Source organism: Streptomyces sp. NBC_01446 (assembly GCF_026340095.1).
Classification (GTDB): Bacteria; Actinomycetota; Actinomycetes; order Streptomycetales; family Streptomycetaceae; genus Streptomyces; species Streptomyces aureus.
The window spans coordinates 978584-1002520 of record NZ_JAPEPO010000003.1; the positions used below are offsets into that span (position 1 = coordinate 978584).

Consider the following 23937-nt stretch of genomic DNA (forward strand, 5'->3'; position numbering starts at 1 on the left):
CACCGCCCTCCCGAGACACGACGTCACAAACGAGGAAGCCACACGATGGGTGACACACCCGCCAATCCGCCTGCCGGCGTGTACAGCAGCGTCCGTCAGCTGCGCGCCGACGCCTGGAGCTCACTGACCGAACTCGCACGCCAGTGGGCGTCCGACACCTCGAGCGCAGCCCGCCGGCAGGCGACGCAGGAGCGGCTGGACGAACTCTTCCGGCAGCTGCTGCCGATCGAGAACTGCTGGGCCTTCCCCGGCAGATCCGCCTTCACTGAACTGCGCCGCCTGCGCACGGCCGAGGACCGGTACGGCCTGGCCCGGCGCACGGACGAACTGCATCGCGCCCTGGGCACGGAGTCGTACCGCAGCGCGACGCCCCGCAAGGCCGAGCCGACCGCTCCGGCCGGCGAGGAGCCGCTTCCGGGCGGGACAACGCCCAAGCGGTACTTCGAGGTCCTCGTCGTCGGCGAACTGACCGCGCCGGAGGAGGAGGCGCTGCGCATCTCGCTGCGCGGCCGGCGCCGCGCCGAGGACGAGTTCGTGTACGAGATCGTCGTCGCGCCCAGCTTCGAGGACGCGCTGATGGCCGTCCTGGTCAACCCCGGTCTGCAAGCCGTGGTCATCCACCGGAGGTTCGCCGACCGTTCCCCGTACGACCTGAGTGTCGTCGCGGGCCTCGTCGAACGGCCGCAGGCCGACCCGTTCGCGCAGGACGGGCCCTACGAGCAGCGGGCGCAGGCGCTCGGTGCGCGGCTGCTCGAACTGCGGCCCGAGATGGACCTCTATCTCATGACCGACGGCTCGGTGGAGCGGATCGCCGGTGTGCTCAGCAGCGGATTCGCCCGGGTCTTCCACGCGCGCGAAGGGCTGCTCGAACTCCACCTGTCGATTCTGCACGGCGTCCGCGAACGCTTCCGCGCACCGTTCTTCACCGCGCTCAGAGCACACAGCAGACGCCCGACAGGTGTCTTCCACGCGCTCCCCATCTCCCGCGGAACGTCGCTGCTGACCTCGCACTGGATCCCCGAGATGGTCGAGTTCTACGGGCTGAACATCTTCCTCGCCGAGACGTCCGCCACTTCGGGCGGCCTCGACTCCTTGCTGGAGCCGACGGGCCCGCTGCGGGAGGCCCAGGACCTCGCCGCCAAGACGTTCGGGGCGCGCCAGTCCTACTTCGTCACCAACGGGACGTCCACCGCCAACAAGGTGGTCGTACAGGCGCTGGTGCGGCCGGGCGACATCGTCCTGGTCGACCGCAACTGCCACAAGTCCCACCACTACGGGCTGATGCTCGCGGGCGCCCAAGTGGTCTACCTCGACGCCTATCCCCTGGACCGGTACGGGATGTACGGCGCCGTGCCGGTGAAGGAGATCAAGCGCAAGCTGCTGGAGCTGCGGCAGGCCGGTCTCCTCGACCGCGTCAAAATGCTGATGCTGACCAACTGCACCTTCGACGGCATCGTCTACAACCCGACGCGGGTGATGGAGGAGTGCCTGGCGCTCAAGCCCGATCTGGCGTTCCTGTGGGACGAGGCGTGGTTCGCCTTCGCCCGCTTCCACCCGGTCTACCGCCGGCGCACCGCCATGGCCGCCGCCCGCACCCTCACGAAGAACCTGCGCGGACAGGAACTCGCCGACCGATACGCCCGACAGCAGCAGGAGTTGGGCGACGACCCCGACGACGAAACGCTCCTCGACCACCGGCTCGTCCCCGACCCCGCCAAGGCCCGGGTCCGGGTGTACGCCACGCAGTCGACGCACAAGACGCTCACCTCGCTGCGCCAGGGTTCCATGATCCACGTCTTCGACCAGGACTTCAGTCACCGCACGGCGGAGACGTTCCGCGAGGCGTACATGACGCACACCTCCACCTCCCCCAACTACCAGATCCTCGCCTCCCTGGACCTGGGCCGAAGACAGGCCGCGCTGGAGGGGTTCGAGCTGGTGCAGAAGCAGCTCGAACAGGCAGGGGTACTGCGTGACGCGATCGACCAACATCCGGTACTCAGCCGGTACTTGCGCTTCCTGACGACGCCCGACCTGATCCCGGGCGAGTTCCGCGCCTCCGGGGTGGAACAGCCGCTGCGGACCGGTCTGGCGCGCATGTCGGAGGCCTGGGAGGACGACGAGTTCGTGCTCGACCCGACCCGGGCGACCCTGCACATCGGCCTCACGGGCATCGACGGGGACACGTTCAAGCACGAGCACCTGATGGACCGCTACGGGGTGCAGGTCAACAAGAGCACCCGCAACACGCTGCTGTTCATGACGAACATCGGCACCACCCGCAGCGCAGTCGCCTACCTCATCGAGGTGCTCCTCAAGATCGTCGAGGAACTGGAGGATCGCAAGGACGAGTTGGGCCCGCCTGCCCTGCGTCGACAAGACGCCGACGCCACGCGGGACGCCGTCGTCGCCCTGCCCGACTTCAGCTCCTTCCATCCCGCCTTCCGACCAGGAGGCCGTACACCCGAAGGGGACATCCGCCGGGCCTTCTACCTGGCGTACGACGAGACACAGTGCGAGTACCTGTCGGCGGACGAGGTCACCGAGGCCATGACCGGCGGCCGGGACATCGTCTCCGCCACCTTCGTGACTCCTTACCCGCCCGGATTCCCCGTGCTGGTCCCCGGTCAGGTCGTCAACGACGCCGTACTGGACTACATGCGGGCCCTCGACACCCGGGAGATCCATGGATACCGGCCGGAGACCGGGTACCGGGTGTTCACCGAGCAGGCGTTGAAGGAGCAGCAAACGCTCCTGGAGTCCGGCAACAACCCCTGGGCGGCGGCCTGATCGGTCCGGTCCGGTGTCTGGAGCGCCCTCCTTGCCGTGCTTCGACGAGATGGATGGGCGCGGGGCCGAGGGCGATCCTCGACACACGATTACCGACCGCTTAGTATCCGCAGACAGCGCACGTATCCCTCGCATATCCCCCGACAGACAGTCGCCGGCCGTCAGCCCTGGCAATCAGCGCCGACGGCCACGACGGAGAGGCCGCCCATGAACGGCGCGCAGTCGCTGATCCGTACTCTCGTCCGTACCGGTGTCGACGTGTGCTTCGCCAACCCCGGCACATCGGAGATGCACTTCGTCGCCGCGCTCGACTCCGTACCCGAAATGCGCGGAGTGCTCGGCCTGTTCGAGGGTGCCGTCACCGGGGCCGCCGACGGATACGCGCGTATCGCCGGCAAGCCGGCCGCCACGCTGCTGCACCTGGGCCCCGGCCTCGGCAACGGGCTGGCCAATCTCCACAACGCGCGGCGGGCCCACACCCCCGTCGTGAACGTGGTGGGCGACCACGCCACCCACCACAAGAAGTACGACGCTCCCCTGGAGTCCGACATCGATCCGGTGGCCGGCTCGGTGAGCGGCTGGGTGCGGCGCAGCGACCGGGTCGCCGAGGTCGGTGCCGACGCCGCGGCCGCGGTGGCAGCCTCGATGCAGGCGCCGGGACAGGTCGCGACGCTGATCCTGCCCGCCGACGCGTCCTGGGACGAGGGCGGTCAGGTCGCCGAACCACTGCCCTCGCGTACTCCTGCGGCTCCCGATCCGCAGACGGTGTCGTCCATCGCCGACATCCTGCGCGGCGGCGAACCCGCCGCGCTGCTGATCGGCGGCCCGGCCTGCCGTGAGCCCGGCCTCCTCGCGACGAGCCGGATCGCGAACGCCACCGGCGTGCGCGCGCTGGTGGAGACCTTCCCCGCGCGACTGGAGCGCGGCGCGGGCCTGCCCGCCATCGAGCGCCTCCGCTACCTCGCCGAGCAGGCCGTCCGCCAACTCGACGGCGTCAAGCACCTGATCGTGGCGGGCACCCGCTCCCCCGTGTCGTTCTTCGCCTACCCCGGCAAGCCGAGCGACCTGGTACCGGAGGGCGCCCAGGTGCACACCCTCGCCGATCCGTCCCAGGACGTGGTCGCCGCCCTGGAAGCGCTGGCCGAGCAGGTGGCCGCGGACACGCTCCCGACCCTGGCCGAGCCCGCCCTCCCGCCGCTCCCGAGCGGCCCCCTCACCGCGAACAACTGGGCCGAGGTCGTCGGCGCCCTGCTCCCCGCCGGCGCGATCATCTCGGACGAGGCGAACACCTCCGGCGCGGCCTTGCCGGCTGCCACGGTCGGCGCGCCCCGGCACGACGTACTCACGCTGACCGGCGGCGCGATCGGGCAGGGCATACCGGTCGCCACCGGAGCGGCAATCGCGGCACCGGACCGGCCGGTCATCAACCTGGAGGCCGACGGCAGCGCGATGTACACGATCTCGGCCCTGTGGACCCAGGCACGCGAGAACCTCGACGTCACCACCGTCATCCTGAACAACAGCGCCTACGCCGTACTGCGCCTCGAAATGCTGCGGGTCGGCGCCGACCTCTCGGGTCCTGCCGCGAAGACGCTGCTCGACCTCTCCTCGCCCGACCTGAACTTCGCCAAGATCGCGGAAGGTATGGGTGTCCCGTCGTCGCGGGCGACCACCTGCGAGGAACTCGCCGAGCAGCTCCACCACGCCTTCGCGGAACCGGGCCCTCATCTGATCGACGCCGTGGTCCCCCCTCACCTGTAGTGCGCCCCGAACGACGAAGGAGAACATGTGGACGAGCCCGAGCGACTGGAAAAGGCGAGCGCCGAGGTGCAGGAGCGCGTCCGGGCCAGCTTCGACCAGCAGGGGCTGCTGACCCACCTCGGTGCGCGGCTCACGCGCATCGCGCCGGGCGTCGTGCACATCGCGCTCCCGGCCCGACCCGAAGTGACCCAGCAGCACGGCTACTTCCACGCCGGCGCCACCAGTTCCATCGCCGACAGCGCCGGTGGCTACGCGGCCTTCACCCTGTTCCCCGAGGACACCGAGGTGCTCACTGTCGAATACAAGATCAACCTGCTCGCGCCCGCCCTCGGGGACCGCCTTGAGGCCGTCGGAACCGCCCTCAAGGCCGGGCGAGCCCTGACCGTGTGTCAGCTGGAGGTCTTCGCCGCCCTGGACGACGGCACACGCAAGCTCGTGGCCAACGGACAGCAGACGCTGATCCGGGTGAGCAGGACCGCGCAGTGAGCGGGGGCGGCTCGGCTGCACCCCCCGACGAGCGTTCCCTCGACCTCAACTTTAGGGTGAGACTTCGACGCCCCTCCCCTCCCGGCCAGTGAGGTCAGCGGGCATGGTTGCGCATGCCGCGCTTGGTGCGCGAGTAGTCGTCCAGCGCGTACACCGACAGGCCCCGGCTGCGCCCCGATGCGTCACGGGGCGCCGCGCACTGACCCACGAGGCGGTGACCCTCCGGCACACCAGGACTTCGTCGACCCGCCGCTCCGATAAGCGGGTTGGGCCCGCGGCCAAGCCATGGGCCATGGTCAGATGGCGTCGCGCACGGCCCGCTCGAAGCCCTCTACATGCGCGCGGGCGATCTGGGCCGCCGCATCCGGCTCACCGGCGATGATCGCGTCGATCAGCGGTCCGTGCTCCTCGACGTGGCCGGCCATGTCGGCGAGCCGGTCGATGAACAGGCACCAGATCCGCGTGGCCAGATTGTCGTGGCGGATGAGGGTGTCTTCCAGGTACGGGTTGTGCGTGGCGGCGTACACGGCACGGTGGACCTTGAGGTCCAGGTGCATCAGCTCGGCCGCATCGCCGTGCCGGGGATCCACGCCTGCCAGTTCACGCCGGACGGCCGTCAGGGCCGCTCGGTCCTCGGCCGTGGCCCGCCGCGCCGCACGGGCGGCGGCCAAGGGCTCGAGCTCCAGGCGGACTTCGGAGATATGGGCCAGGTCGGTGATGTTGACTTCGGTGGCGAAGGTGCCGCGCCTGGGGTAGGTCGTGACGAGGCGCTCGTACTGGAGCCGTTTGAGGGCCTCGCGCATCGGGGTGCGGCCGACTCCGAGGGACTGGGCGAGCTGGTCCTCGTTGATGGGCGCGCCCGGGCGGATGTCGAGCATGACGAGCTGGTCGCGGATGGCGCGGTAGGCGCGCTCGGCGAGGGACAGCTCCTCGCCGCCGACCGCCGGCTCGGTCGCCACGTGCTGCATGAGGCCCCCTTGACCTGTCCATCGAGGTCCCATACCTTACCGCACAGACTGATATATCAGTTGCTCATTAGTCGGCTCTCAGAATGGTGTGCAGATGGCAACGGACGCCCAGTCGATCACCACGCCTACGACCTCCGCTTCGCTCCACGCCCTTCCGCTCAGCGAGCTCGACCCGGACATCGCCGCCGCCGTCGACGCCGAGCTGGACCGCCAGCAGTCCACCCTCGAGATGATCGCGTCGGAGAACTTCGCTCCGGTCGCCGTCATGGAGGCGCAGGGCTCGGTCCTGACCAACAAGTACGCCGAGGGCTACCCCGGCCGCCGCTACTACGGCGGCTGTGAGCACGTCGACGTCATCGAGCAGCTGGCCATCGACCGGGTCAAGGACCTGTTCGGCGCCGAGGCCGCGAACGTACAGCCGCACTCGGGCGCCCAGGCCAATGCCGCCGCGATGTTCGCACTCCTCAGCCCGGGCGACACGATCCTCGGCCTCGACCTGGCCCACGGCGGTCACCTGACCCACGGCATGCGCATCAACTTCTCCGGCAAGCTCTACAACGTCGTGCCGTACCACGTAGGCGAGTCCGACCTGCGTATCGACATGGACGAGGTCGAGCGGCTCGCGCGCGAGCACCGGCCCAAGCTGATCGTCGCCGGCTGGTCGGCCTACCCCCGACGCCTCGACTTCGCCGCGTTCCGGCGGATCGCCGACGAGGTGGGCGCCTATCTGATGGTGGACATGGCGCACTTCGCCGGGCTCGTCGCGGCCGGACTGCACCCAAGTCCCGTTCCGTACGCGGACGTTGTCACGACCACCACCCACAAGACCCTCGGCGGTCCGCGCGGCGGAGTGATCCTCAGCCGGGCCGGTCTCGCCAAGAAGATCAACTCTGCGGTCTTCCCCGGCCAGCAGGGCGGGCCCCTCGAGCACGTCATCGCGGCGAAGGCGGTGGCCTTCAAGGTGGCGGCGAGCGAGGAGTTCAAGGAGCGCCAGCAGCGCACCCTGGACGGCGCCCGCATCCTGGCCGGGCGACTGCTCAGCGACGATGTGGCAGAGGCCGGGATCACCGTGCTCACCGGCGGCACCGAGGTCCACCTGGTCCTTGTCGACCTGCGGAACTCCGCGCTCGACGGGCAGCAGGCCGAGGACCGACTGCACCGCGTCGGCATCACCGTCAACCGCAACGCGGTGCCGTTCGACCCGCGCCCGCCGATGGTCTCGTCCGGCCTGCGGATCGGTACGCCGGCGCTGGCCACGCGCGGCTTCGGCGCCGAGGAGTTCCGTGAGGTCGCCGACATCATCGCCGGGACGCTCAGGTCCGAACACCTCGGCGAGGAGCAGGCGAGCCTGCTGCGGGACCGGGTCGAGAAGCTTGCCGGCGCGTTCCCCCTGTACCCCCATCTGCCCCGCCTGTCCCAGCCGCCCCACCTGCCTCGCCTGAACGGAGACGCGGCATGACCGTCCAGCCGCAGCCGACGCTGCCGGAACACCCGGACTTCCTCTGGCGCAATCCCGAGCCGCGCTCCTCGTACGACGTCGTCATCGTCGGCGCGGGCGGGCACGGTCTGGCGACCGCCTACTACCTCGCGAAGGAACACGGCATCACCAATGTCGCGGTCCTGGAGAAGGGCTGGCTGGCCGGCGGCAACATGGCCCGCAACACCACCATCATCCGCTCCAACTACCTGTGGGACGAGAGCGCGGCGATCTACGAGCACGCGCTCAAGCTGTGGGAGGGACTCCCGGAGGAGCTGGACTACGACTTCCTGTTCAGCCAGCGCGGCGTCCTCAACCTGGCGCACACCCTCCAGGACGTCCGCGAGGGCATGCGCCGCGCCAACGCCAACCGGCTCAACGGAATTGACGCCGACTGGCTCGACCCGGACCAGGTCGCCGAGGTCTGCCCCATCCTCAACGTCTCCCCGGACACCCGGTACCCGGTGCTCGGCGGCACCTTCCAGCCCCGCGCGGGCATCGCCAAGCACGACCACGTCGCCTGGGCGCTCGCCCGCCGCGCCGACGAGATGGGCGTCGACCTGATCCAGGGCTGCGAGGTCACCGGCTTCGTCAAGGACGGCGAGAGGGTCGTGGGTGTCGAGACCAACCTCGGCCGCATCAACGCAGGCCGGGTCGGTCTCGCGGCCGCCGGGCACAGCAGTGTGCTCGCCGAGCGGGCCGGAGTCCGCCTCCCCGTCCAGTCCCACCCGCTCCAGGCACTGGTCTCCGAGCTCCACGAGCCGGTCCACCCCACCGTCGTCATGTCGAACCACGTCCATGTCTACGTCTCCCAGGCGCACAAGGGCGAACTGGTGATGGGGGCGGGCGTCGACTCGTACAACGGATACGGGCAGCGGGGCTCCTTCCACGTGATCGAGGAGCAGATGGCCGCCGCCGTCGAACTGTTCCCCATCTTCGCGCGGGCGCATGTGCTGCGGACCTGGGGCGGCATCGTCGACGTCACCCCGGACGCCTCGCCGATCATCAGCGCCACTCCCGTGGAGAACCTCTTCGTCAACTGCGGCTGGGGCACCGGCGGTTTCAAGGCCACGCCGGCCGCCGGCTGGACTTTCGCCCACACCATCGCCACGGGTGAGGCGCACCCGCTGAACGCCCCCTTCGCCCTCGACCGCTTCACGACGGGCGCACTGATCGACGAACACGGCGCCGCGGCCGTGGCCCACTGAGAGGACGCTGCTGCGATGCTGCTGATCAACTGCCCATGGTGCGGTCCCCACAACGAGAGCGAATACCACTACGGGGGCCAGGCCCACGTCCCGTACCCCGAGAACCCCGCCGGCCTCGACGACCGGCAGTGGGCCGAGTACGTCTTCTACCGGGACAACCCGAAGGGCCCCTTCGCCGAGCGGTGGATGCACAGCCACGGCTGCCGCCGCTGGTTCAACGCCTTGCGCGACACCGTCAGTTACGAGGTGCTCGCCACCTATCGGCTCGACGAGCCGCGCCCCGAACCCCGCGTCACCGACCCGGCCGGAGAGCAGCGATGACCGACCAGCAGTTCCGGCTCGGCGACGAAGGCCGCGTCGACCGCACCATTTTCCTGCACTTCAGTCTCGACGGGAGGGAGTTGACCGGACATCCCGGCGACACCCTCGCCTCCGCCATGCTGGCGAACGGCATCGTGGGGGCCGCCCCGTCGCTCTACCGCGGCCGTCCGCGCGGCATCGTCTCGGCGGGAGTGGAGGAGGCCAACGCTCTGGTGCAGCTCGGTGGTTCGTGCTCGGAGGGCATGATCCCGGCGACGACGGTGGAGCTGTACGACGGCCTGTCCGCGACCACGCTCTCCGGCATGGGACGACTCGACCCGACGCCCGACCCCGCCGTGTACGACAAGAAGTACGTCCATACCGACGTCCTGGTCGTCGGGGCGGGCCCGGCCGGGCTCGCGGCCGCCGCCGCGGCAGCCGAGTCCGGTGCGCGCGTGATCCTGGTGGACGACCAGCCTGAACTCGGTGGCGCGCTGCTGTCCGGACGCCGTCGGTCGGGGTGGGTGGCCGAGGTCGGCGCGGCGCTGGACGCGGCCCCCGAGGTCACTGTTCTGACGCGCACCACGGCGTTCGGGTCGTACGACGACAACTACGTCCTCGCCCTGGAGCGGCGCACCGACCACCTCGGAGCCGACGCACCCCACCCTTCCTCGGGTGTCTCGCGCCAACGGCTGTGGCACATCCGCGCCCGCCAGGCAGTCCTGGCGACCGGCGCGCACGAGCGCCCGCTGACCTTCGCCGGCAACGACCGTCCTGGCGTGATGCTCGCCGCGTCCGTACGCACGTACCTCAACCGGTACGGCGTGGCCCCGGGCAGGCGATCCGTGGTCGCCACGACCAACGACAGCGCGTACGACACGGTCGCCGATCTGCACGCAGCCGGCCTCCCCATCGCCGCCGTCGTGGACGCGCGGCCCGAACTGTCGCAGCGAGCCGCCGAGATCGCGACGGCGACCGGGGTACGAGTGATGACGGGCAGCGCAGTGGTCGACACTGCGGGCGAGTCACGGCTCACCGGCGTGACCGTCCAGACCCTCGACGCGGACGGTCAACTCACGGGCGAGGCCGAGGAGTTCGACTGCGACCTGCTCGCCGTCTCGGGCGGCTGGAGTCCGGTCGTCCACCTCCACAGCCAGCGCCAAGGCAAGCTGCGCTGGGACGACGACCTGGTCGCGTTCGTGCCCGACGGCACGGTACGGGACCAGCAGATCGTCGGCGCGGCCCGTGGGACGTACGGCCTCGACGGGGCACTGGCCGACGGCGCGCGGGCCGGTGCGCTGGCGGCGACCGAGGCGGGTTTCCCCGTTCCGGTGCCCGCGGCGCCGTCCGAGGACGCACGGCCCGACGTCCGCGCCCTGTGGCTGGTGCCCTCCCCCGCCGGCGAACCCGGCACCTGGGACACCCACTTCGTCGATCTCCAGCGCGACGTCACCGTCGCCGACGTCTGGCGGTCCACCGGCGCCGGTATGCGCGGCGTCGAGCACGTCAAGCGCTACACCTCGCTGGGCACGGCGAACGACCAGGGCAAGACGTCCGGCGTCAACGCGATCGGCGTGATCGCCGAAGCCCTCGGCGCCGGCGCATCACCCGGCGAGATCGGCACGACCGCCTACCGGGCGCCCTACACGCCGGTGGCCTTCGCCGCCCTCGCCGGACGGGAGCGCGGGGACCTCTTCGACCCGGAGCGCACCACGTCCATCCACGGCTGGCACGTCGCCCACGGCGCGGAGTTCGAGGACGTCGGGCAGTGGAAGCGGCCCTGGTACTACCCCCGGCCGGGCGAGGACATGGACGCGGCCGTCGCCCGCGAGTGCCGCGCGGCCCGTGAAGGCGTGGCGTTCATGGACGCCACCACCCTCGGCAAGATCGAGATCTGGGGAGCGGACGCGGGCGAGTTCCTCAACCGCGTCTACACCAACGCCTTCAAGAAGCTGAAGCCCGGCATGACCCGCTACGGCGTGATGTGCAAGCCCGACGGCATGATCTTCGACGACGGCGTGACGCTGCGCCTCGACGAGAACCGCTATTTCATGACCACCACGACGGGTGGCGCCGCCGGGGTCCTGGACTGGCTGGAGGAGTGGCTGCAGACCGAGTGGCCCGAGCTCGACGTCCACTGCACCTCGGTGACCGAACAGTGGGCGACGGTCGCCGTCGTCGGCCCGAAGTCACGTGACGTCATCGCGAAGCTCGCCCCCGAACTCGACGTCTCCGCCGAGGCGTTCCCTTTCATGGCGTTCCGCGAGACGACGCTGGCCTCGGGCATCCCGGCCCGCGTCTGCCGGATCTCCTTCTCCGGTGAGCTCGCCTTCGAGATCAACGTCTCCTCCTGGTACGGCCGAGCCGTCTGGGAGCAGGTGTACGAGGCCGGAAAGTCGTACGACATCACTCCGTACGGCACCGAGACGATGCACGTCCTGCGGGCCGAGAAGGGGTTCATCATCGTCGGCCAGGACACCGACGGCACCGTCACGCCCCAGGACGCGAACATGGACTGGGTGGTCTCCAAGCGCAAGGACTTCATCGGGAACCGGTCCTACTCCCGTGCCGACACGACGCGCGCCGATCGCAAGCAGCTGGTCGGCCTGTTGCCCACCGACCGTACGACGCGACTGCCCGAGGGGTCCCAACTCATCGCACAGGACACGCCGTTGACTCCCGAGAGCGGGCCGGTGCCCATGCTCGGCCACGTCACCTCCAGCTATCACAGCGCCGCACTCGGCCGCCCGTTCGCTCTCGCCCTCGTCGCCGGCGGGCGGGCCAGGATCGGCTCGACCCTGCTCGCCCCCGTGGGCGACGACCTGGTGCCCGTCGAGGTCACCGACTCCGTCCTCTACGACCCGGAAGGGACCAAGCGCGATGGCTGAGCCCACGAACGATGCGCGCACCGGCCTGCTGGCATGGCGCGTGAGCCCTCTGGCGCATCTCGCGGAGCGGATGCGGGACGCCGCCGTCACCGGGGCCCGCGGGGTCACGCTGTCCGAGTGGCCCTTCGTCAGCATGGTGAACGTGCGCGTCGACCCCGCCTCCGCGGCGGCGACCCGCATCGAGAAGACCTTGGGGGCGCCACTCCCCCGCGAGTACGGCCAGACCACCACCTCCGGCGGCCACACCGCGTTCTGGCTCGGCCCCGACGAGTGGCTGGTACTGTCCCAGGCCGAAGCTGGGGCCGTGGTCGCCGAGTTGAGGGAGGCGCTCGCCGCGGATCCGGGTTCGGTCGTCGATGTCTCGGCGAACCGCACCACGCTCGAACTGAGCGGCCCGGCCGCCCGGCAGGTGCTGGAGAAGGGCTGCCCGCTGGACCTGCATCCTAGGGTCTTCGGTCCGGGCCGGGCGGTGTCGACCACGGTGGGACCGATCGCGGTCCTGCTCTGGCAGGTCGACGACGGGCCGACGTACCGGCTGCTGCCGAGGTCGTCGTTCGCCGACTACCTGGCGCGCTGGCTCATCGACGCGATGAGCGAATACCGCGGCCCCGAGCTGCCTTGACCGCGTCGGGCACATGGGCCCGCACTCGGTCCGCGTCGTCCCCGCCTCCGGCACGGTGGGGCCGATGCGGGCGGCCCGGGGCTTCGTCGGTCGCCGGGCAGGTCACCCCCCGTACACGGCAGCCTCGCCCAGGTCATCACGACCATGCGCGACACCGGCCGGGACATGAAGGCCACATGCCAGGAGGCCGCCCGCGGCTGCCTCGCCGTCAACGTCACCGAATGGCTGGCACCATGACTGATTCCCCGGCTTCCGCCGCGTCCCCCGTCCCCGCTTCCCGCGCTCCCTCGCCGGCCGGTCCCTTGCCGACCGGCCCCGCCACGGCGCCGGTCGAGCACGTCCTCACCCTCGACTGCCCCGAGGCGCCCGGCATCGTCCACGCCGTCTCGCGGTTCCTCGTCGAGCACGGCAGCGACATCATCGACAACCAGCAGTTCGGCGACCGCCGGGACGGCCACTTCTTCATGCGGGTGCACTTCGCCGCAGCCGGCGGCGAGAACACCACGCAGTCCATGCGCGACGACTTCGCCGCCGTGGCCGCCCCCTTCGCCATGCGGTGGCACCTCGAACCGGTCGGCACCCGCCGACGCGTGCTGATCATGGTGTCCCGCTACGACCACTGCCTCAACGACCTGCTCTTCCGCACCCGCAGCGGCGACCTGCCCATCGACGTGGTCGCGGTCGTCTCCAACCACCGCGACCACGAGGCACTCGTCACCTGGCACGACATCCCCTTCTTCCACGTACCGGTCACCGCCGCGACCAAGCCTCAGGCCGAGGCACAACTCCTCGACCTCATCGACTCGTTCGACGTCGACCTGGTCGTCCTCGCCCGCTACATGCAGGTGCTCTCCGACGACCTGTGCACCCGACTGCCCGGCCGGCTGATCAACATCCACCACTCGTTCCTGCCGAGCTTCAAGGGCGCCAAGCCCTACCACCAGGCCCACGACCGCGGCGTCAAACTCGTCGGCGCGACCGCCCACTACGTCACCCCCGACCTCGACGAAGGCCCGATCATCGCCCAGGAGGTCATCGGCGCCGACCACAGCCACACCCCCGAGGACCTGGCCGCCATCGGCCGCGACGCGGAATCGGCAGCCCTGGCCCGGGCCGTCCGCTGGCACTGCGAAGGCCGGGTGTTCGTCCAGGGAAGGCGGACGGTGGTTCTCCGCTGAGGGACGGACACCCGTCCCAGGTCTTACAGCCTTCTGGCTGTCCGCTGCCTCCATGTCGGTTCCCAGACGTCGGAGTCCGGGGTTTGCGCCCGGGTCGCGTCCAGGTGGGCGCGAAACGCGTCAAGTGCCGGATGCCGGTTGTCGCCGCGCCAAGACCGGCGTCGGGTGCCGCACCGGAATGCGCCGCAGGTCGTAGCTGTCAGGCCAGAGATACCGGGACCCTTCACCGACGAGGGTCGCCAGGTCGGCGGAGTCGGCGATCTCGTCCAGGAGCGCCTCGTTCCCGAAGACGGGCCCGACGACGTCGATCGTGAGCCCGAACGCGGCGGCGAACTCGTCGTAGTAGTCGGCCCACTCGGTGCCGGGTGCCATGCCGGGCATCCAGATGCGGTGTCCGACGAGTTGTGCGGGCGTGACGCTGTCGGCATCGGCCAGCGCGTGGGAGGGCCCGACGAGAAGCTCGTGCGGGTCGTCGATCACCCGGACGGTCTTGATCGAGGCCGGCAGGCGAAGCGCGGGAACGGTGATCGCGTGGAACGTGGCGTCGATCGTCCCAGCTTCGACCGCGGCGATCGCCGTGTCGACGTCGGCGTTCAAGGTCACGACGTCGAGCTCGATGTCAGGGCGGGTGCGGTAGAAGTCCTGCAGGAGCACCGCAGGAGCGATCCGCCGGTTGATGACGTCGACCCGCAGGGCGCGCCGGCCGGGGCGCACGGAGGCGTCGGCCCGGTCTTCCGCCCGGAGGAGTTCGCGGGCGTGGGGAAGGAACGCCTGGCCGTCGATGGTGAGCTCGGCTCCGCGCGGGGTGCGGGTGAACAGGCGCACTTCCAGATCCTTTTCCAGCACGGCGATGCGCTTGGAGACGGCTTGCTGGGTGATCGACAGGGCCACGGCGGCTTCCTGGAACTGGCCGGCGTCCGCAGCCGCGACAAAGGTGCGCACAGCGTTGAGATCCACCCGCCCACTCTATTCACACAGCGTCCGGGTGGTCAGGACGGGCCGGAGAGCGGAGCGCTGCCGTGCCCACAGCCACGGCGTTGGCAGCGACGATCACGGCGATGGCCGTCCATGATGCCGGGCCGAGATGCTGGCCGAGGATGAGGAGGCCCACCAGAGCGGCGCACACCGGGTTGACGCTCATGAAGATCCCGAAGGAGTGGGCGGGGACGCGTCGCAGTGCGAGCAGGTCGGTGAGGAAGGGCACCGCGGAGGACAGCACACCGGCCGCGAGCGCGCACAAAAGTGCGGCCGCGGTGGGCCGGTGCAGGCACAGTGCGGTGATGCCGACCGGCACGTAGAGCGCACCGGAGACGAGCGCGGCGGCCGCCGATCCCTCGATCCCGGGCAGGCGCTGCCCCACGGTGGCAGTGCGGTTGAGCAGGATTTGACATGCTCCTCGGGGTGAACCCCGAGGATTCTGGCCTTCTCGTTCGTTGCTGTGCCGCTACGCGGCACAGGTGTCGAGCGGGAATCCGTGGCTTCCTGTTTCGCTGCGCTGTGCCGGAACAAGTTCCGGTCTTACCTTCGCTCCACAGGCTGTGACCGCGAGTCCAGCGGCCGTTTTGACGTTGATGGCGGCGTTGATGTCCCGGTCGTGGACGGTGCCGCAGGCGGTGCAGGTCCAGGTACGGACGTGAAGGGGCTTGGGCCCGTCCCGGTGGCCGCAGGTGGAGCAGGTCTGGGAGGTCGGCACGAACCGTCCGATCTTGACCAGGGTGCGCCCGTACCTGGCCGCTTTGTATTCCAGTATGTTCACGAAGGAGGACCATCCGGCATCGTGAACACTCTTGGCCAACCTGGTGCGCGCCAGGGCCTTGACCGTCAGATTCTCCACGCCGATCGCTTGGTTCTCGCGGATCAGCTTCGTGGAGAGCTGGTGGTGGAATTCGTGGCGGGCGTCGGCCACCTGCGCGTGGGCGCGGGCGACCTTGAGGCGAGCCTTCTCGCGGTTCTTTGATCCCTTCTGTTTGTGGGACAGATCCCGCTGGGCCTTCTTGAGTTTCTTCTCCGCGCGGCGCAGGAACCGCGGGGATTCGATCTTCGTGCCGTCGGAAAGGACCGCGAAGTGGTTCAGGCCCAGGTCGATGCCGACGGCCTGGTCGGTGGCGGGCATGCGGGCGTGGTCGGCGTGCGGGTCGGTGTCGATGACGAAGGAGGCGAAGTACCGCCCGGCGGCATCTTTGATCACGGTGACCGAGGACGGCGTGGTGGGCAGGGCGCGGGACCACTTCACCCTCACCTCGCCGATCTTGGGTAGTTTCAGGCGGTCCTTGTCGGTGACCGACCAGCGGGCGTTGGCGGTGAACCGGATCGCCTGTCGGTTGTCCTTGCGAGACTTGAAGCGGGGCGGGCCCAGCTTCGGTCCCTTGCGGGTGCCTTTGAGGGAGGCGAAGAAGTTCTTGTAGGCGGTCTCCGCGTCCCGCAGTGACTGCTGCAGGGCCACGGCGGAGACCTCGCTCAGCCAGGACCGCGCCTCGCTCCGTTTCGCCTCGGTGATCAGCTTCTGCGACAGCTGACCGGCCGTCGGGGACGCTCCGCCTGCTGTCCGAGCGTCCTCGCGGGCGCTTACCACGTCGTTGAACACAACGCGGGCGCACCCGAACGCCTTGGCCAACGCCGTGCGTTGGGCTGGGCTCGGGTACAGGCGGAAGTTGTACCTCAGCTGCATGAAGACCACCCTACATACTTGGGTTATGGGCGAAATGCAGAAGATTAGAACTGGCAGGCACTGTGTTTTCGCGATGCATGTCCACTTGGTCTTCGTGACCAAGTTCCGGCACAAGGTGTTCACGGATGCTCATTTGGCGCGGATGGACGAGATCATGCGGTCGGTGTGCGCGGTCTTCGAGTGCGAACTGGTGGAGTTCAATGGCGAAGACAGCGCCTCCCACATTTCTTTGAGCGCTTCCAACCTCTGCACGCCGAACTCGTCACGCTGTTCGCGCGCTTGGACACGTCGCCACCGCCACAGGCCCGTGAGGGTGGCCAGGACAGTTCCTATGAAGGTGAGAACTCCTACGGCGACCGTGTCGGAAACCATATGGCGAAGCTACCGGCGTCTACCCTCAGGAAACTGGCCTTCAGACCAGGTTGCAGTCAATCCGAATCGACTGAGCGACGGTGGCCGCGAAGATGTTGCTCGACGCGGCCACCCGGTGAAGGCCACCCCGCCCGCGCGTCCGTTCAGCGCGGGCCAAGGCTTGCGAACGTCACGCCGGCAGTCGCTCCAGCAGTGCCGCGAAATCGGTGCCCGGCGGCAGCGTCCCGAAGGCGAGTCCGCGGTCCCCGGCGAGGCGCGAAGCACAGAACGCGTCCGCGACGGCGGCCGGCGCGTGCCGGACCAGGAGGGCACCCTGCAGCACGAGTGCCGCGCGTTCGATGACCCGGCGGGCCCGCAGCGGCGCGTCCTCGGTGAGGACGAGTTCGCCCTGCAACTCCTGCCAGGCCGCGTCGAGCCGCTGGTCGCGGCCCGCCGCCGCCTCGATCTCCGTACGGAACGCCTCCAGGGACTCGGGCTCACGGGCCAACGCACGGAGCATGTCCAGGGCGTTGACGTTGCCGGAGCCCTCCCAGATGCCGTTGAGCGGCGCGTCACGGTACAGGCGCGGCATACCTGATGCCTCGTCATATCCGTTGCCGCCGAGGCATTCCAGGGCCTCTGCCACCGCTACGGGCTGCCGCTTGCACACCCAGTACTTGCCGACCGCCGTGGCCAGGCGCAGGAAGGCTCGCTCGCCTTCGTCGCCGCGCTGGGTGCGGTCGGCGGCGCCGGCCAGACGCAGCGCGAGCGTGGTGGCGGCCTCGGACTCCACGGCGAGGTCGGCCAGTACGTTGCGCATGAGCGGCTGGTCGATGAGCTTGGCGCCGAACACCGAGCGATGGCGGGCGTGGTGGGCGGCCTGGGCGAGGGCGGCGCGGGTGCCTGCGGCGGAGCCGAGGACGCAGTCGAGCCGCGTCATGGTCACCATGTCGATGATGGTGCGGACACCCTTGCCCTCGGCGCCGACGAGCCAGGCCACCGTGTCGTCGAACTCGGGCTCGCTCGACGCGTTGGAGCGGTTGCCGAGCTTGTCCTTGAGGCGCTGGATACGGAAGGTGTTGCGGCTGCCGTCGGGCAGGACGCGCGGGACCAGGAAGCAGGACAGGCCGCCGGGCGCCTGGGCGAGCACGAGGAAAAGGTCGTTCATCGGGGCGCTGGTGAACCACTTGTGACCGCGCAGACGCCAGGTGCCGTCGGCCTGTTCGGTGGCGGAGGTGGTGTTGGCGCGCACGTCGGTGCCGCCCTGCTTCTCCGTCATCCCCATGCCGGCGAGCAGGCCCCGCTTGCCGCCCGGGGTGTGCAGACCGGGTTCGTAGACACGGCTGGTGAGCAGGGGTTCGTAGATCTTGGCCAGGTCGGGGGCGTGGCGCAGGGCGGGGACGACGGCGTACGTCATGGAGACGGGGCAGCCGTGTCCGGCCTCGGTGCTGCTCCACACCATGAAGGCGGCGGCCCGCGCCACGTGCGCGCCGGGCCGTTCGTCCGCCCACGCGCTGCCGGCCAGGCCTTCGCCGACCGCCACGTCCATCAGGGCGTGGTACGAGGGGTGGAAGTCGACCTCGTCGATACGGTTGCCGTAACGGTCGTGGGTGCGCAGTACCGGCTCGAAGCGGTTGGCCTCGTCGGCCCAGCGCTGCACCTCCTCGCTGCCCGCGCGGCGGCCGATCCGGTGGAGGTCGTCGAGAGACCATGCGGCGCCCTCGCGGCGCACACCCTCCAGGAGGACCGGGTCGTCGGCGATGTCGTGGCCGGCCAACGGCGGTACCTGGTTGGTCACTTCGTGCGTCACGGCGGTGGGATTGCTGGACATGGGGCCTCCTCCAGAGGAGAGCGGGAATCAGGCGGTCGGGGCGCCCGCGCAGCGCAGCGCCGCGGCGGTGAGGTCGGCGAGGAGTTCCTCGGCGGCGTTCTCGTCGGGGGTGCCGAGCGGGTCGACGAGCACTTCGCCGATGGCTCCGGTCAGGGCGGCCGCGGTGATCTCGGCGTTCTGCGGGGGCAGTCGGCCTGTCGTCGTACCCTCGCGCACCACCTCGGCCCACAGTGCTCGGTAGCGGCGGCGGAAGTCGAGTCGCTCGGCGCCGACCGCGGCTTCGGCGGGGGCGGCGAGCAGGGCGTAGGCGAGGCCACGGTTCTCCAGGGCACGGCGGGCGAAGACCTCGACGCCGCGGCGGAGCCGTTCGACGGGGTCTCCCGGACCGTGCAGCACCTCGCCCAGGACCTCGACCTCGCGTCCCGCGGCGCGCCGGAACACCTCCACGGCGAGCGCCGCCTTGGACGGGAAGTGCTGGTACACGGAGCCTGCCGCGATGCCCGCCGAGTCGGCGACGGCGGTCACGGATGCCTGTGACCAGCCCACTTCCGCCACGACCGAGGTCGCGCAGGAGATGAGGCGCTCTCTCGCGGCTTCGAGCCGACTGATTTCGGCTGGGGTCTTGCGGTAGGCCATGAAAGAAGTGAACCATGATTCAGAGTTTCCCGCCACGGTCGGTTTCGCCGGCCCGGCACGTCAGGAGAACGTGATGCACCTCAGTGCCCTGCTGGACAGAGTGGTTCGCTCGGCCGGCGACAAGGAAGCGGTCGTCTACCGCGAACAGCGGTGGAGCTACCGCGAGTTCGACGAGGCCGCCCGGCGCGCCGCGACGGTACTGAGCGAGGCCGGGCTGCGGCCGGGCGACCGTCTCGCGGTGATGACGTACAACACCCCCGCCTTCCTGTTCGCGGCGTTCGGCGCCTGGTACGCGGGCGCCACCCTGGTACCGGTGAACCACAAACTGCAGACGTCCGAGGTGGCGCGCCAGCTGCGGCACTGCGGGGCCCGCCTGGCGCTCGTCGACGCGGAGATCGGCGAGCGTGCGATCTCGGCCGACGTGGAGGTGCCGTGGCTGGTCAGCCACCCCGACGCGGACGCCGACACGCGCCCGGCGGACTGCTTCGAGTCCCTCGTGGCGCGCGCCGGGCCCTGGCGCGCGGAGCCGGGCCCGGACAGCGACATCGCGCAGATCCTCTACACGTCGGGCACCTCCGGGACACCCAAGGGCTGTGTGCACACGCACCGCGGCATCGCCCTGACCGCCGGGCACACCGCGGACACGATCCCCCTCGTCCGCGACGACCGGTTCCTGATCTGCATGCCGATCTGGCACGCGTCCCCCCTCAACAACTGGACCCTGGGCACGCTGCTGCGCGGGGCCACGGTCGTGCTGCAGCGCGAGTACGACCCGCGCGGCATGCTGGAGACGATCCAGCGCGAGCGGGTCACCGCGATGTTCGGAGCGCCGATCGCGCTCATCGCCCCGGTGCAGGCCGTCACCGACTTCGCCGACTTCGACCTGACGTCCGTACGCGCCTGGATCTACGGCGCCGGGCCCCTGGACGCGGACACCGCGCGCCGGCTGATGAAGGCGTACGGCTCGCAGGACTTCCACCAGGTGTACGGGATGAGCGAGATGGGCCCCGCAGGGACCTCGCTCTCCCCCGCCCAGCAGGTGACGAAGGCCGGATCGATCGGGTGCCGCGGCATGCCCGGTGTCGATCTGCGGGTCGTACGCCCCGACGGCGCGGATGCCGGTTCGGGCGAGACCGGGGAGATCTGGCTGCGCTCGGAGACCCGGATGGTCGGCTATCTCGACGACGAGGCCGCCACCGCGGAGGCGTTCGCGGGCGACTGGTACCGCAGCGGTGACCTCGGCCGGGTCGACGAGGACGGCTTCGTCACGATCGTGGACCGGATGAAGGACGTGATCATCACCGGCGGCGAGAACGTGGCCTCACAGGAGGTGGAAGGCGCGCTGCGCGGCCATCCGGACGTGCTCGACGTCGCCGTCGTGGGCCGCCCGCACCCGCAGTGGGGCGAGACCGTGGTGGCCGTCGTGGTGCCGCGCGACGGGGCGGACCTGGACGTGGCGGGCATGCGCACGTGGCTCGAGTCGCGGATCGCCCGCTACAAGATCCCGCGCGAGCTGGTACTGCGCCCGGAGCTGCCGCGTACGCCGTCGGGGAAGATCACCAAACATGTGCTGCGGGCCCAGCTGACCGACCCGGCGGGCTCGGTGAGCGGCTGAGCTGTCACATCCCGCGGGCCGTGCCCCGTGCGCGTCACGGGGTACGGCCCGCGTAGGGTCTCCGCATGACGGAGGAACAGGTGGAGCGGGCACGCCGGGGTCCGGGGCGGCCTCGCCAGGAACACGTCACGCGAGCCGTGCTCGACGCCGTCGTCGACCTGGTGGCGGAGAGCGGTATGGCCGCACTCACGATGGACGCTGTCGCGGCCCGCGCCGGGGTGAGCAAGCCGGCCATGTACCGGCGCTGGTCCACCAAGCAGGACCTGGTCATCGCCGCCGCGGAGTCGCGGATCGGGCCACTGACCGTGCCCGACATGGGGGACTTCCGGGCCGAGCTGCGGGCCGTCCTGACAGCGCGCATGAAGGCCTACCGGCAGCCGGGGATCGACCGCCTGCTGGCCGGGGTGATCGGTTCCGCCGCCGAGGCGGGAGCGGAGCCGGGGGCCTACCGCGCCTACACGGCCCGCGTGATGAGCGAGACGCGGCACCTGCTGGAGCGCGGTGTCGCGCGCGGCGACGTCAGGTCCGACGTCGACGTGTCCGCCGCCTCGACGCTCGTGGCGGCGTCGCTGGTCTTCCGGATGGTCGGCGAGCAGCAGATGCCCGACGAGTCGCTCGTCGAGTCGGTGGTGGACCTGATCGGCCGGGCGGTCGACGCCCGGCCCTGACCCTGAACTGACGTCCCGCCGCCTCCTGCGCGCAGAGCACTTCATCGTGCCCGCGCGCACTTCGCCATGCCCGGATGCCGGTTCGACGCCCCCCGGACGGCACCGGACTGCACCGGACTGCGCCGGAAAAACAACACCTCCGAACCTCTTGCACCGGCGCGATCCAATATCGATACTGCCGGTTACGTAATTAGTGTTCACCGTCAGGAGGAACCGCATGCAGGCCGTCGCGTCGACCCACGTGACCAACCCCGAGCCCGTGATGGACAAGCCCCTCATGCATTACGGCCGCCGCGTCCTGGACCGTCTCGCCCCCGGCGCCGAGCAGTCCGCGTACCGGCTGATCGACATCGACCCGCTCACCCCGCACTTCGGCGCCGTGCTCGGCGGCGTCGACCTGACCCGGCCGATCTCCGACGAGCTCGCGACGGAGCTGCGGCAGGCGCTGCTGGAGTGGAAGGTGATCTTCTTCCGCGGCCAGACGGGCTTCACCGCCGATCACCAGCTCGCGCTGTCGGGCGTCTGGGGCCCGCCTGAGGCGAACCCGTTCTTCGCGAAGACCGGGACCCCGGGCATCTCCCGGCTCGCCAAGGACGCGAAGGCCGCGGGCAACAAGAACATCTGGCACAGCGACCACTCGTTCATGATCAACCCGTCGCTCGGCGCCGTCCTGCGCGCAGTGGAGGTGCCCGCCGCGGGCGGCGACACGATGTGGGCGGACATGGGCGCCGCCTACGACAACCTGCCCGAGGACCTCAAGGAGCGCATCGAGAGCCTCACCGCCGTCCACGACTGGGAGGCCAGCTGGGGCGCCCTCATGAACGACGAGCAGAAGGCGGCCTTCCGGGAGAGCTGGCCGCAGGTCGAGCACCCCGTCGTGGTGCGCCACCCCCGCAGCGGCCGCAAGACCCTGTACGTGAACGAGCCGTTCACCCGGTACATCAAGGGCCTGTCCGAGTCGGAGAACCGTGAGCTGCTCGACATCCTGGTCCTCCAGGCGCGCATCCCCGAGTTCCAGATCCGCTTCCGCTGGGAGCCCGACTCGATCGCCGTCTGGGACAACATCGCCGTCCAGCACTACGCGGTCAACGACTACTTCCCGCAGCGCCGGGTGATGGAGCGCATCGCCATCGCCGGTGTCCCGCTGTCCTGAACGGCTCTCCCCCTTCTCCCTCAGGAGTACCCATGACCGCGGCACCGACCGTGCCCCAGCACTCGACACGGACCACCGGAGCCACCGGCAGCAGCCGGCGCGCCTGGACGGTGACCGTACTGCTGGTGGCCTTCATGATGGTCAACTTCGCGGACAAGTCCGTCCTCGGCCTGGCCGCCGACGAGATCCGCGCGGACCTCCATCTGAGTGCCACTCAGTTCGGGCTGGCCAACAGCGCGTTCTTCCTGCTCTTCTCCGTGGCCGCGGTCGTGGTCGGGCTCGCCGCCGACCGCATGTCGCCGAAACTGCTGCTCCTGCTGATGGCCGTCCTGTGGTCGGTCGCCCAGGTGCCCGCGGCGATCGGCGGCGGCCTCGCCGTCCTGGTCGCCTCGCGCGTCTTCCTCGGGGCGGCCGAGGGCCCCGCCTTCCCCGTCGCCCAACAGGCCACGCTGGCCTGGTTCCCCGACCACCGGCGCAATCTGCCCGGCGCCCTGATCACGCTCGGCGTCACCCTCGGCGTGATCGTCTCGGCACCCGGCCTGTCGTGGGTCATCCAGCACCACGGGTGGCGGTCGGCGCTGTGGGTGCTCGCGGGCGCGGGGCTGGTGTGGGCGGTGGCCTGGGCGGTACTCGGTGCCGACGGGCGCCACGATGTCGCTGCGGCCGCCGGGGCGCGACCACAGGAAACGCGGGCGCCTGTCCCGTACCGGAGGATCTTCGCCAGCCGCACCTGGATCGGCGCCACCCTCGCCTACTTCACCAGCTACTGGACCGTGGCTCTCATGCTGGTCTGGCTGCCGTCCTACCTGCGCAACGCCCTCGGGTACTCGGCCCATGCGGCGGGCACCCTCGTCGTCGCGCCCTGGACGATCGGTGCCGTCGTGCTGCTCGCGCAGGCCGGGATCACCGGCCGGCTGATGCGGCGCGGGGCCGGCAGCCGCCGCGCCCGCGGCTGGGTGGGCGGCTGGCTGCTCGCTCTGGGCGCCGCCTGCTGTCTGGCCCTGCCACTGGTCGACGGCTCGGGCGCGAAGACCGTCCTGATCGCCCTCGGCTTCGGCCTCGGGGGCTCGTACGCCACGATCGCCGCGACCACCGTCGCCGAGCTCGCCCCGCCCTCCCGCAATGGAGGCGCCCTGGGCACCATGAACGCGGTGGTGACGGCGGCCGGTCTGGGCGCGCCGGCCGTCGTCGGCGCCCTCGTCGATGCACAGGGCGCCGGCGGCTACCAGAACTCCGTACTGCTGTCCGGACTGCTCCTGGCCGTCGGAGCCGCCGCCTCCTTCCTGCTCGTCGACCCGGCGCGGGACACCCCACGGCTCACCGTCTGACACGACACC

General features: G+C 70.3%; 19 protein-coding genes and 3 pseudogenes. 14 read left to right on the plus strand and 8 right to left on the minus strand.

Features of this window, described 5'->3' with window-relative positions:
- Nucleotides 1-45 precede the first annotated feature (45 nt).
- From OG456_RS49160 to OG456_RS49170, 3 genes are all read left to right on the plus strand, one after another.
- A complete protein-coding gene (locus OG456_RS49160; protein ID WP_266571605.1) occupies nucleotides 46-2790 on the plus strand; it encodes an aminotransferase class I/II-fold pyridoxal phosphate-dependent enzyme in 2745 nt (914 codons plus the stop codon).
- A 207-nt stretch (nucleotides 2791-2997) separates the two neighbouring features.
- Nucleotides 2998-4551: an acetolactate synthase large subunit gene (locus tag OG456_RS49165; RefSeq protein WP_266571606.1), complete on the plus strand. Its 1554-nt coding sequence runs from the start codon at nucleotides 2998-3000 to the stop codon at nucleotides 4549-4551.
- Nucleotides 4552-4578: 27 nt separating this feature from the next.
- Nucleotides 4579-5037 carry a PaaI family thioesterase gene (locus tag OG456_RS49170; protein WP_266571607.1) on the plus strand — a complete coding sequence of 153 codons (459 nt, stop codon included), beginning with the start codon at nucleotides 4579-4581 and terminating at the stop codon, nucleotides 5035-5037.
- Nucleotides 5038-5131: 94 nt separating this feature from the next.
- On the opposite strand, the gene OG456_RS49175 is transcribed toward OG456_RS49170, so the two are convergent.
- Together OG456_RS49175 and OG456_RS49180 are read right to left on the minus strand one after the other, a co-directional pair.
- The gene (locus tag OG456_RS49175) at nucleotides 5132-5266 is read right to left on the minus strand and encodes a hypothetical protein (protein WP_266571608.1); all 135 of its coding nucleotides are present in this window, start codon (nucleotides 5264-5266) and stop codon (nucleotides 5132-5134) included.
- Nucleotides 5267-5333: 67 nt separating this feature from the next.
- Entirely contained in the window at nucleotides 5334-6005 is a 672-nt protein-coding gene (locus OG456_RS49180; RefSeq protein ID WP_266571609.1) for a GntR family transcriptional regulator, read from the minus strand.
- 94 nt (nucleotides 6006-6099) lie between these two features.
- Between OG456_RS49180 and glyA the strand changes: the two genes are divergently transcribed.
- The 6 genes from glyA (at nucleotide 6100) to purU (ending at nucleotide 13678) form a co-directional block, all read left to right on the plus strand.
- Nucleotides 6100-7464, plus strand: coding sequence for a serine hydroxymethyltransferase (gene glyA, locus OG456_RS49185; protein WP_266571610.1), 1365 nt, complete (start codon nucleotides 6100-6102; stop codon nucleotides 7462-7464).
- A complete protein-coding gene (locus tag OG456_RS49190; RefSeq protein WP_266571611.1) occupies nucleotides 7461-8690 on the plus strand; it encodes a sarcosine oxidase subunit beta family protein in 1230 nt (409 codons plus the stop codon). Before glyA ends, OG456_RS49190 begins: the two co-directional genes overlap by 4 nt.
- 15 nt (nucleotides 8691-8705) lie before the next feature.
- On the plus strand, nucleotides 8706-9011 hold the full coding sequence (locus tag OG456_RS49195) for a sarcosine oxidase subunit delta (protein WP_266571612.1): 306 nt from the start codon (nucleotides 8706-8708) through the stop codon (nucleotides 9009-9011).
- A complete protein-coding gene (locus OG456_RS49200) occupies nucleotides 9008-11878 on the plus strand; it encodes a sarcosine oxidase subunit alpha family protein (protein ID WP_266571613.1) in 2871 nt (956 codons plus the stop codon). The genes OG456_RS49195 and OG456_RS49200 overlap by 4 nt, the downstream gene beginning before the upstream one ends.
- A complete protein-coding gene (locus OG456_RS49205) occupies nucleotides 11871-12500 on the plus strand; it encodes a sarcosine oxidase subunit gamma (protein WP_266571614.1) in 630 nt (209 codons plus the stop codon). Before OG456_RS49200 ends, OG456_RS49205 begins: the two co-directional genes overlap by 8 nt.
- Nucleotides 12501-12733: 233 nt before the next feature.
- Entirely contained in the window at nucleotides 12734-13678 is a 945-nt protein-coding gene (gene purU / locus OG456_RS49210) for a formyltetrahydrofolate deformylase (RefSeq protein ID WP_266571615.1), read from the plus strand.
- Nucleotides 13679-13701: 23 nt separating this feature from the next.
- Here purU and OG456_RS49215 read toward each other — a convergent pair.
- From OG456_RS49215 to OG456_RS49225, 3 genes and pseudogenes are all read right to left on the minus strand, one after another.
- Nucleotides 13702-14635 (minus strand): annotated as a pseudogene (locus OG456_RS49215) (LysR family transcriptional regulator).
- Nucleotides 14636-14648: 13 nt separating this feature from the next.
- Nucleotides 14649-15068: pseudogene (locus OG456_RS49220) on the minus strand (EamA family transporter); the annotation flags it as partial.
- Nucleotides 15069-15122: 54 nt separating this feature from the next.
- Nucleotides 15123-16346, minus strand: coding sequence for an RNA-guided endonuclease TnpB family protein (locus tag OG456_RS49225; RefSeq protein WP_266571616.1), 1224 nt, complete (start codon nucleotides 16344-16346; stop codon nucleotides 15123-15125).
- Nucleotides 16347-16419: 73 nt separating this feature from the next.
- Between OG456_RS49225 and OG456_RS49230 the strand changes: the two are divergent.
- Nucleotides 16420-16527: pseudogene (locus OG456_RS49230) on the plus strand (transposase); the annotation flags it as partial.
- Here the strand turns inward: OG456_RS49230 and OG456_RS49235 are convergent.
- The 3 genes from OG456_RS49235 to OG456_RS49245 all read right to left on the minus strand — a co-directional run bounded on the left by OG456_RS49235 (nucleotide 16476) and on the right by OG456_RS49245 (nucleotide 19164).
- Complete coding sequence (locus tag OG456_RS49235; protein ID WP_266571617.1) at nucleotides 16476-16718, minus strand: hypothetical protein; 243 nt, start codon at nucleotides 16716-16718, stop codon at nucleotides 16476-16478. The pseudogene OG456_RS49230 and the gene OG456_RS49235 sit on opposite strands and share 52 nt — an antisense overlap.
- A 169-nt stretch (nucleotides 16719-16887) precedes the next feature.
- Nucleotides 16888-18528 (minus strand): acyl-CoA dehydrogenase family protein, encoded by a 1641-nt coding sequence (locus OG456_RS49240; RefSeq protein ID WP_266571618.1) that lies wholly within the window; start codon nucleotides 18526-18528, stop codon nucleotides 16888-16890.
- A 27-nt stretch (nucleotides 18529-18555) separates the two neighbouring features.
- Nucleotides 18556-19164, minus strand: a complete 609-nt coding sequence (locus OG456_RS49245; RefSeq protein WP_266571619.1) for a TetR/AcrR family transcriptional regulator — start codon at nucleotides 19162-19164, stop codon at nucleotides 18556-18558.
- Between the two features lie 73 nt (nucleotides 19165-19237).
- On the opposite strand from OG456_RS49245, the gene OG456_RS49250 reads away from it, so the two are divergent.
- From OG456_RS49250 to OG456_RS49265, 4 genes are all read left to right on the plus strand, one after another.
- Entirely contained in the window at nucleotides 19238-20779 is a 1542-nt protein-coding gene (locus OG456_RS49250; RefSeq protein WP_266571620.1) for a class I adenylate-forming enzyme family protein, read from the plus strand.
- A 65-nt stretch (nucleotides 20780-20844) separates the two neighbouring features.
- Nucleotides 20845-21447 carry a TetR/AcrR family transcriptional regulator gene (locus OG456_RS49255; RefSeq protein ID WP_266571621.1) on the plus strand — a complete coding sequence of 201 codons (603 nt, stop codon included), beginning with the start codon at nucleotides 20845-20847 and terminating at the stop codon, nucleotides 21445-21447.
- Between the two features lie 217 nt (nucleotides 21448-21664).
- The gene (locus tag OG456_RS49260) at nucleotides 21665-22600 is read left to right on the plus strand and encodes a TauD/TfdA family dioxygenase (protein ID WP_266571622.1); all 936 of its coding nucleotides are present in this window, start codon (nucleotides 21665-21667) and stop codon (nucleotides 22598-22600) included.
- 32 nt (nucleotides 22601-22632) lie between these two features.
- The gene (locus OG456_RS49265; RefSeq protein ID WP_266571623.1) at nucleotides 22633-23928 is read left to right on the plus strand and encodes an MFS transporter; all 1296 of its coding nucleotides are present in this window, start codon (nucleotides 22633-22635) and stop codon (nucleotides 23926-23928) included.
- The last annotated feature ends 9 nt before the right edge of the window (nucleotides 23929-23937 follow it).

Excerpts from the sequence above, each read along its gene's own strand:
- OG456_RS49200 (WP_266571613.1), top strand. The coding sequence starts at position 9,008 with ATGACCGACCAGCAGTTCCGGCTCGGCGACGAAGGCCGCGTCGACCGC.
- glyA (WP_266571610.1), top strand. The coding sequence starts at position 6,100 with ATGGCAACGGACGCCCAGTCGATCACCACGCCTACGACCTCCGCTTCG.
- OG456_RS49165 (WP_266571606.1), top strand. The coding sequence starts at position 2,998 with ATGAACGGCGCGCAGTCGCTGATCCGTACTCTCGTCCGTACCGGTGTC.
- purU (WP_266571615.1), top strand. The coding sequence starts at position 12,734 with ATGACTGATTCCCCGGCTTCCGCCGCGTCCCCCGTCCCCGCTTCCCGC.
- OG456_RS49225 (WP_266571616.1), bottom strand. The coding sequence starts at position 16,346 with ATGCAGCTGAGGTACAACTTCCGCCTGTACCCGAGCCCAGCCCAACGC.
- OG456_RS49195 (WP_266571612.1), top strand. The coding sequence starts at position 8,706 with ATGCTGCTGATCAACTGCCCATGGTGCGGTCCCCACAACGAGAGCGAA.
- OG456_RS49260 (WP_266571622.1), top strand. The coding sequence starts at position 21,665 with ATGCAGGCCGTCGCGTCGACCCACGTGACCAACCCCGAGCCCGTGATG.
- OG456_RS49180 (WP_266571609.1), bottom strand. The coding sequence starts at position 6,005 with ATGCAGCACGTGGCGACCGAGCCGGCGGTCGGCGGCGAGGAGCTGTCC.
- OG456_RS49265 (WP_266571623.1), top strand. The coding sequence starts at position 22,633 with ATGACCGCGGCACCGACCGTGCCCCAGCACTCGACACGGACCACCGGA.
- OG456_RS49250 (WP_266571620.1), top strand. The coding sequence starts at position 19,238 with ATGCACCTCAGTGCCCTGCTGGACAGAGTGGTTCGCTCGGCCGGCGAC.
- OG456_RS49245 (WP_266571619.1), bottom strand. The coding sequence starts at position 19,164 with ATGGCCTACCGCAAGACCCCAGCCGAAATCAGTCGGCTCGAAGCCGCG.
- OG456_RS49205 (WP_266571614.1), top strand. The coding sequence starts at position 11,871 with ATGGCTGAGCCCACGAACGATGCGCGCACCGGCCTGCTGGCATGGCGC.
- OG456_RS49160 (WP_266571605.1), top strand. The coding sequence starts at position 46 with ATGGGTGACACACCCGCCAATCCGCCTGCCGGCGTGTACAGCAGCGTC.
- OG456_RS49240 (WP_266571618.1), bottom strand. The coding sequence starts at position 18,528 with ATGTCCAGCAATCCCACCGCCGTGACGCACGAAGTGACCAACCAGGTA.
- OG456_RS49190 (WP_266571611.1), top strand. The coding sequence starts at position 7,461 with ATGACCGTCCAGCCGCAGCCGACGCTGCCGGAACACCCGGACTTCCTC.
- OG456_RS49255 (WP_266571621.1), top strand. The coding sequence starts at position 20,845 with ATGACGGAGGAACAGGTGGAGCGGGCACGCCGGGGTCCGGGGCGGCCT.
- OG456_RS49235 (WP_266571617.1), bottom strand. The coding sequence starts at position 16,718 with ATGGTTTCCGACACGGTCGCCGTAGGAGTTCTCACCTTCATAGGAACT.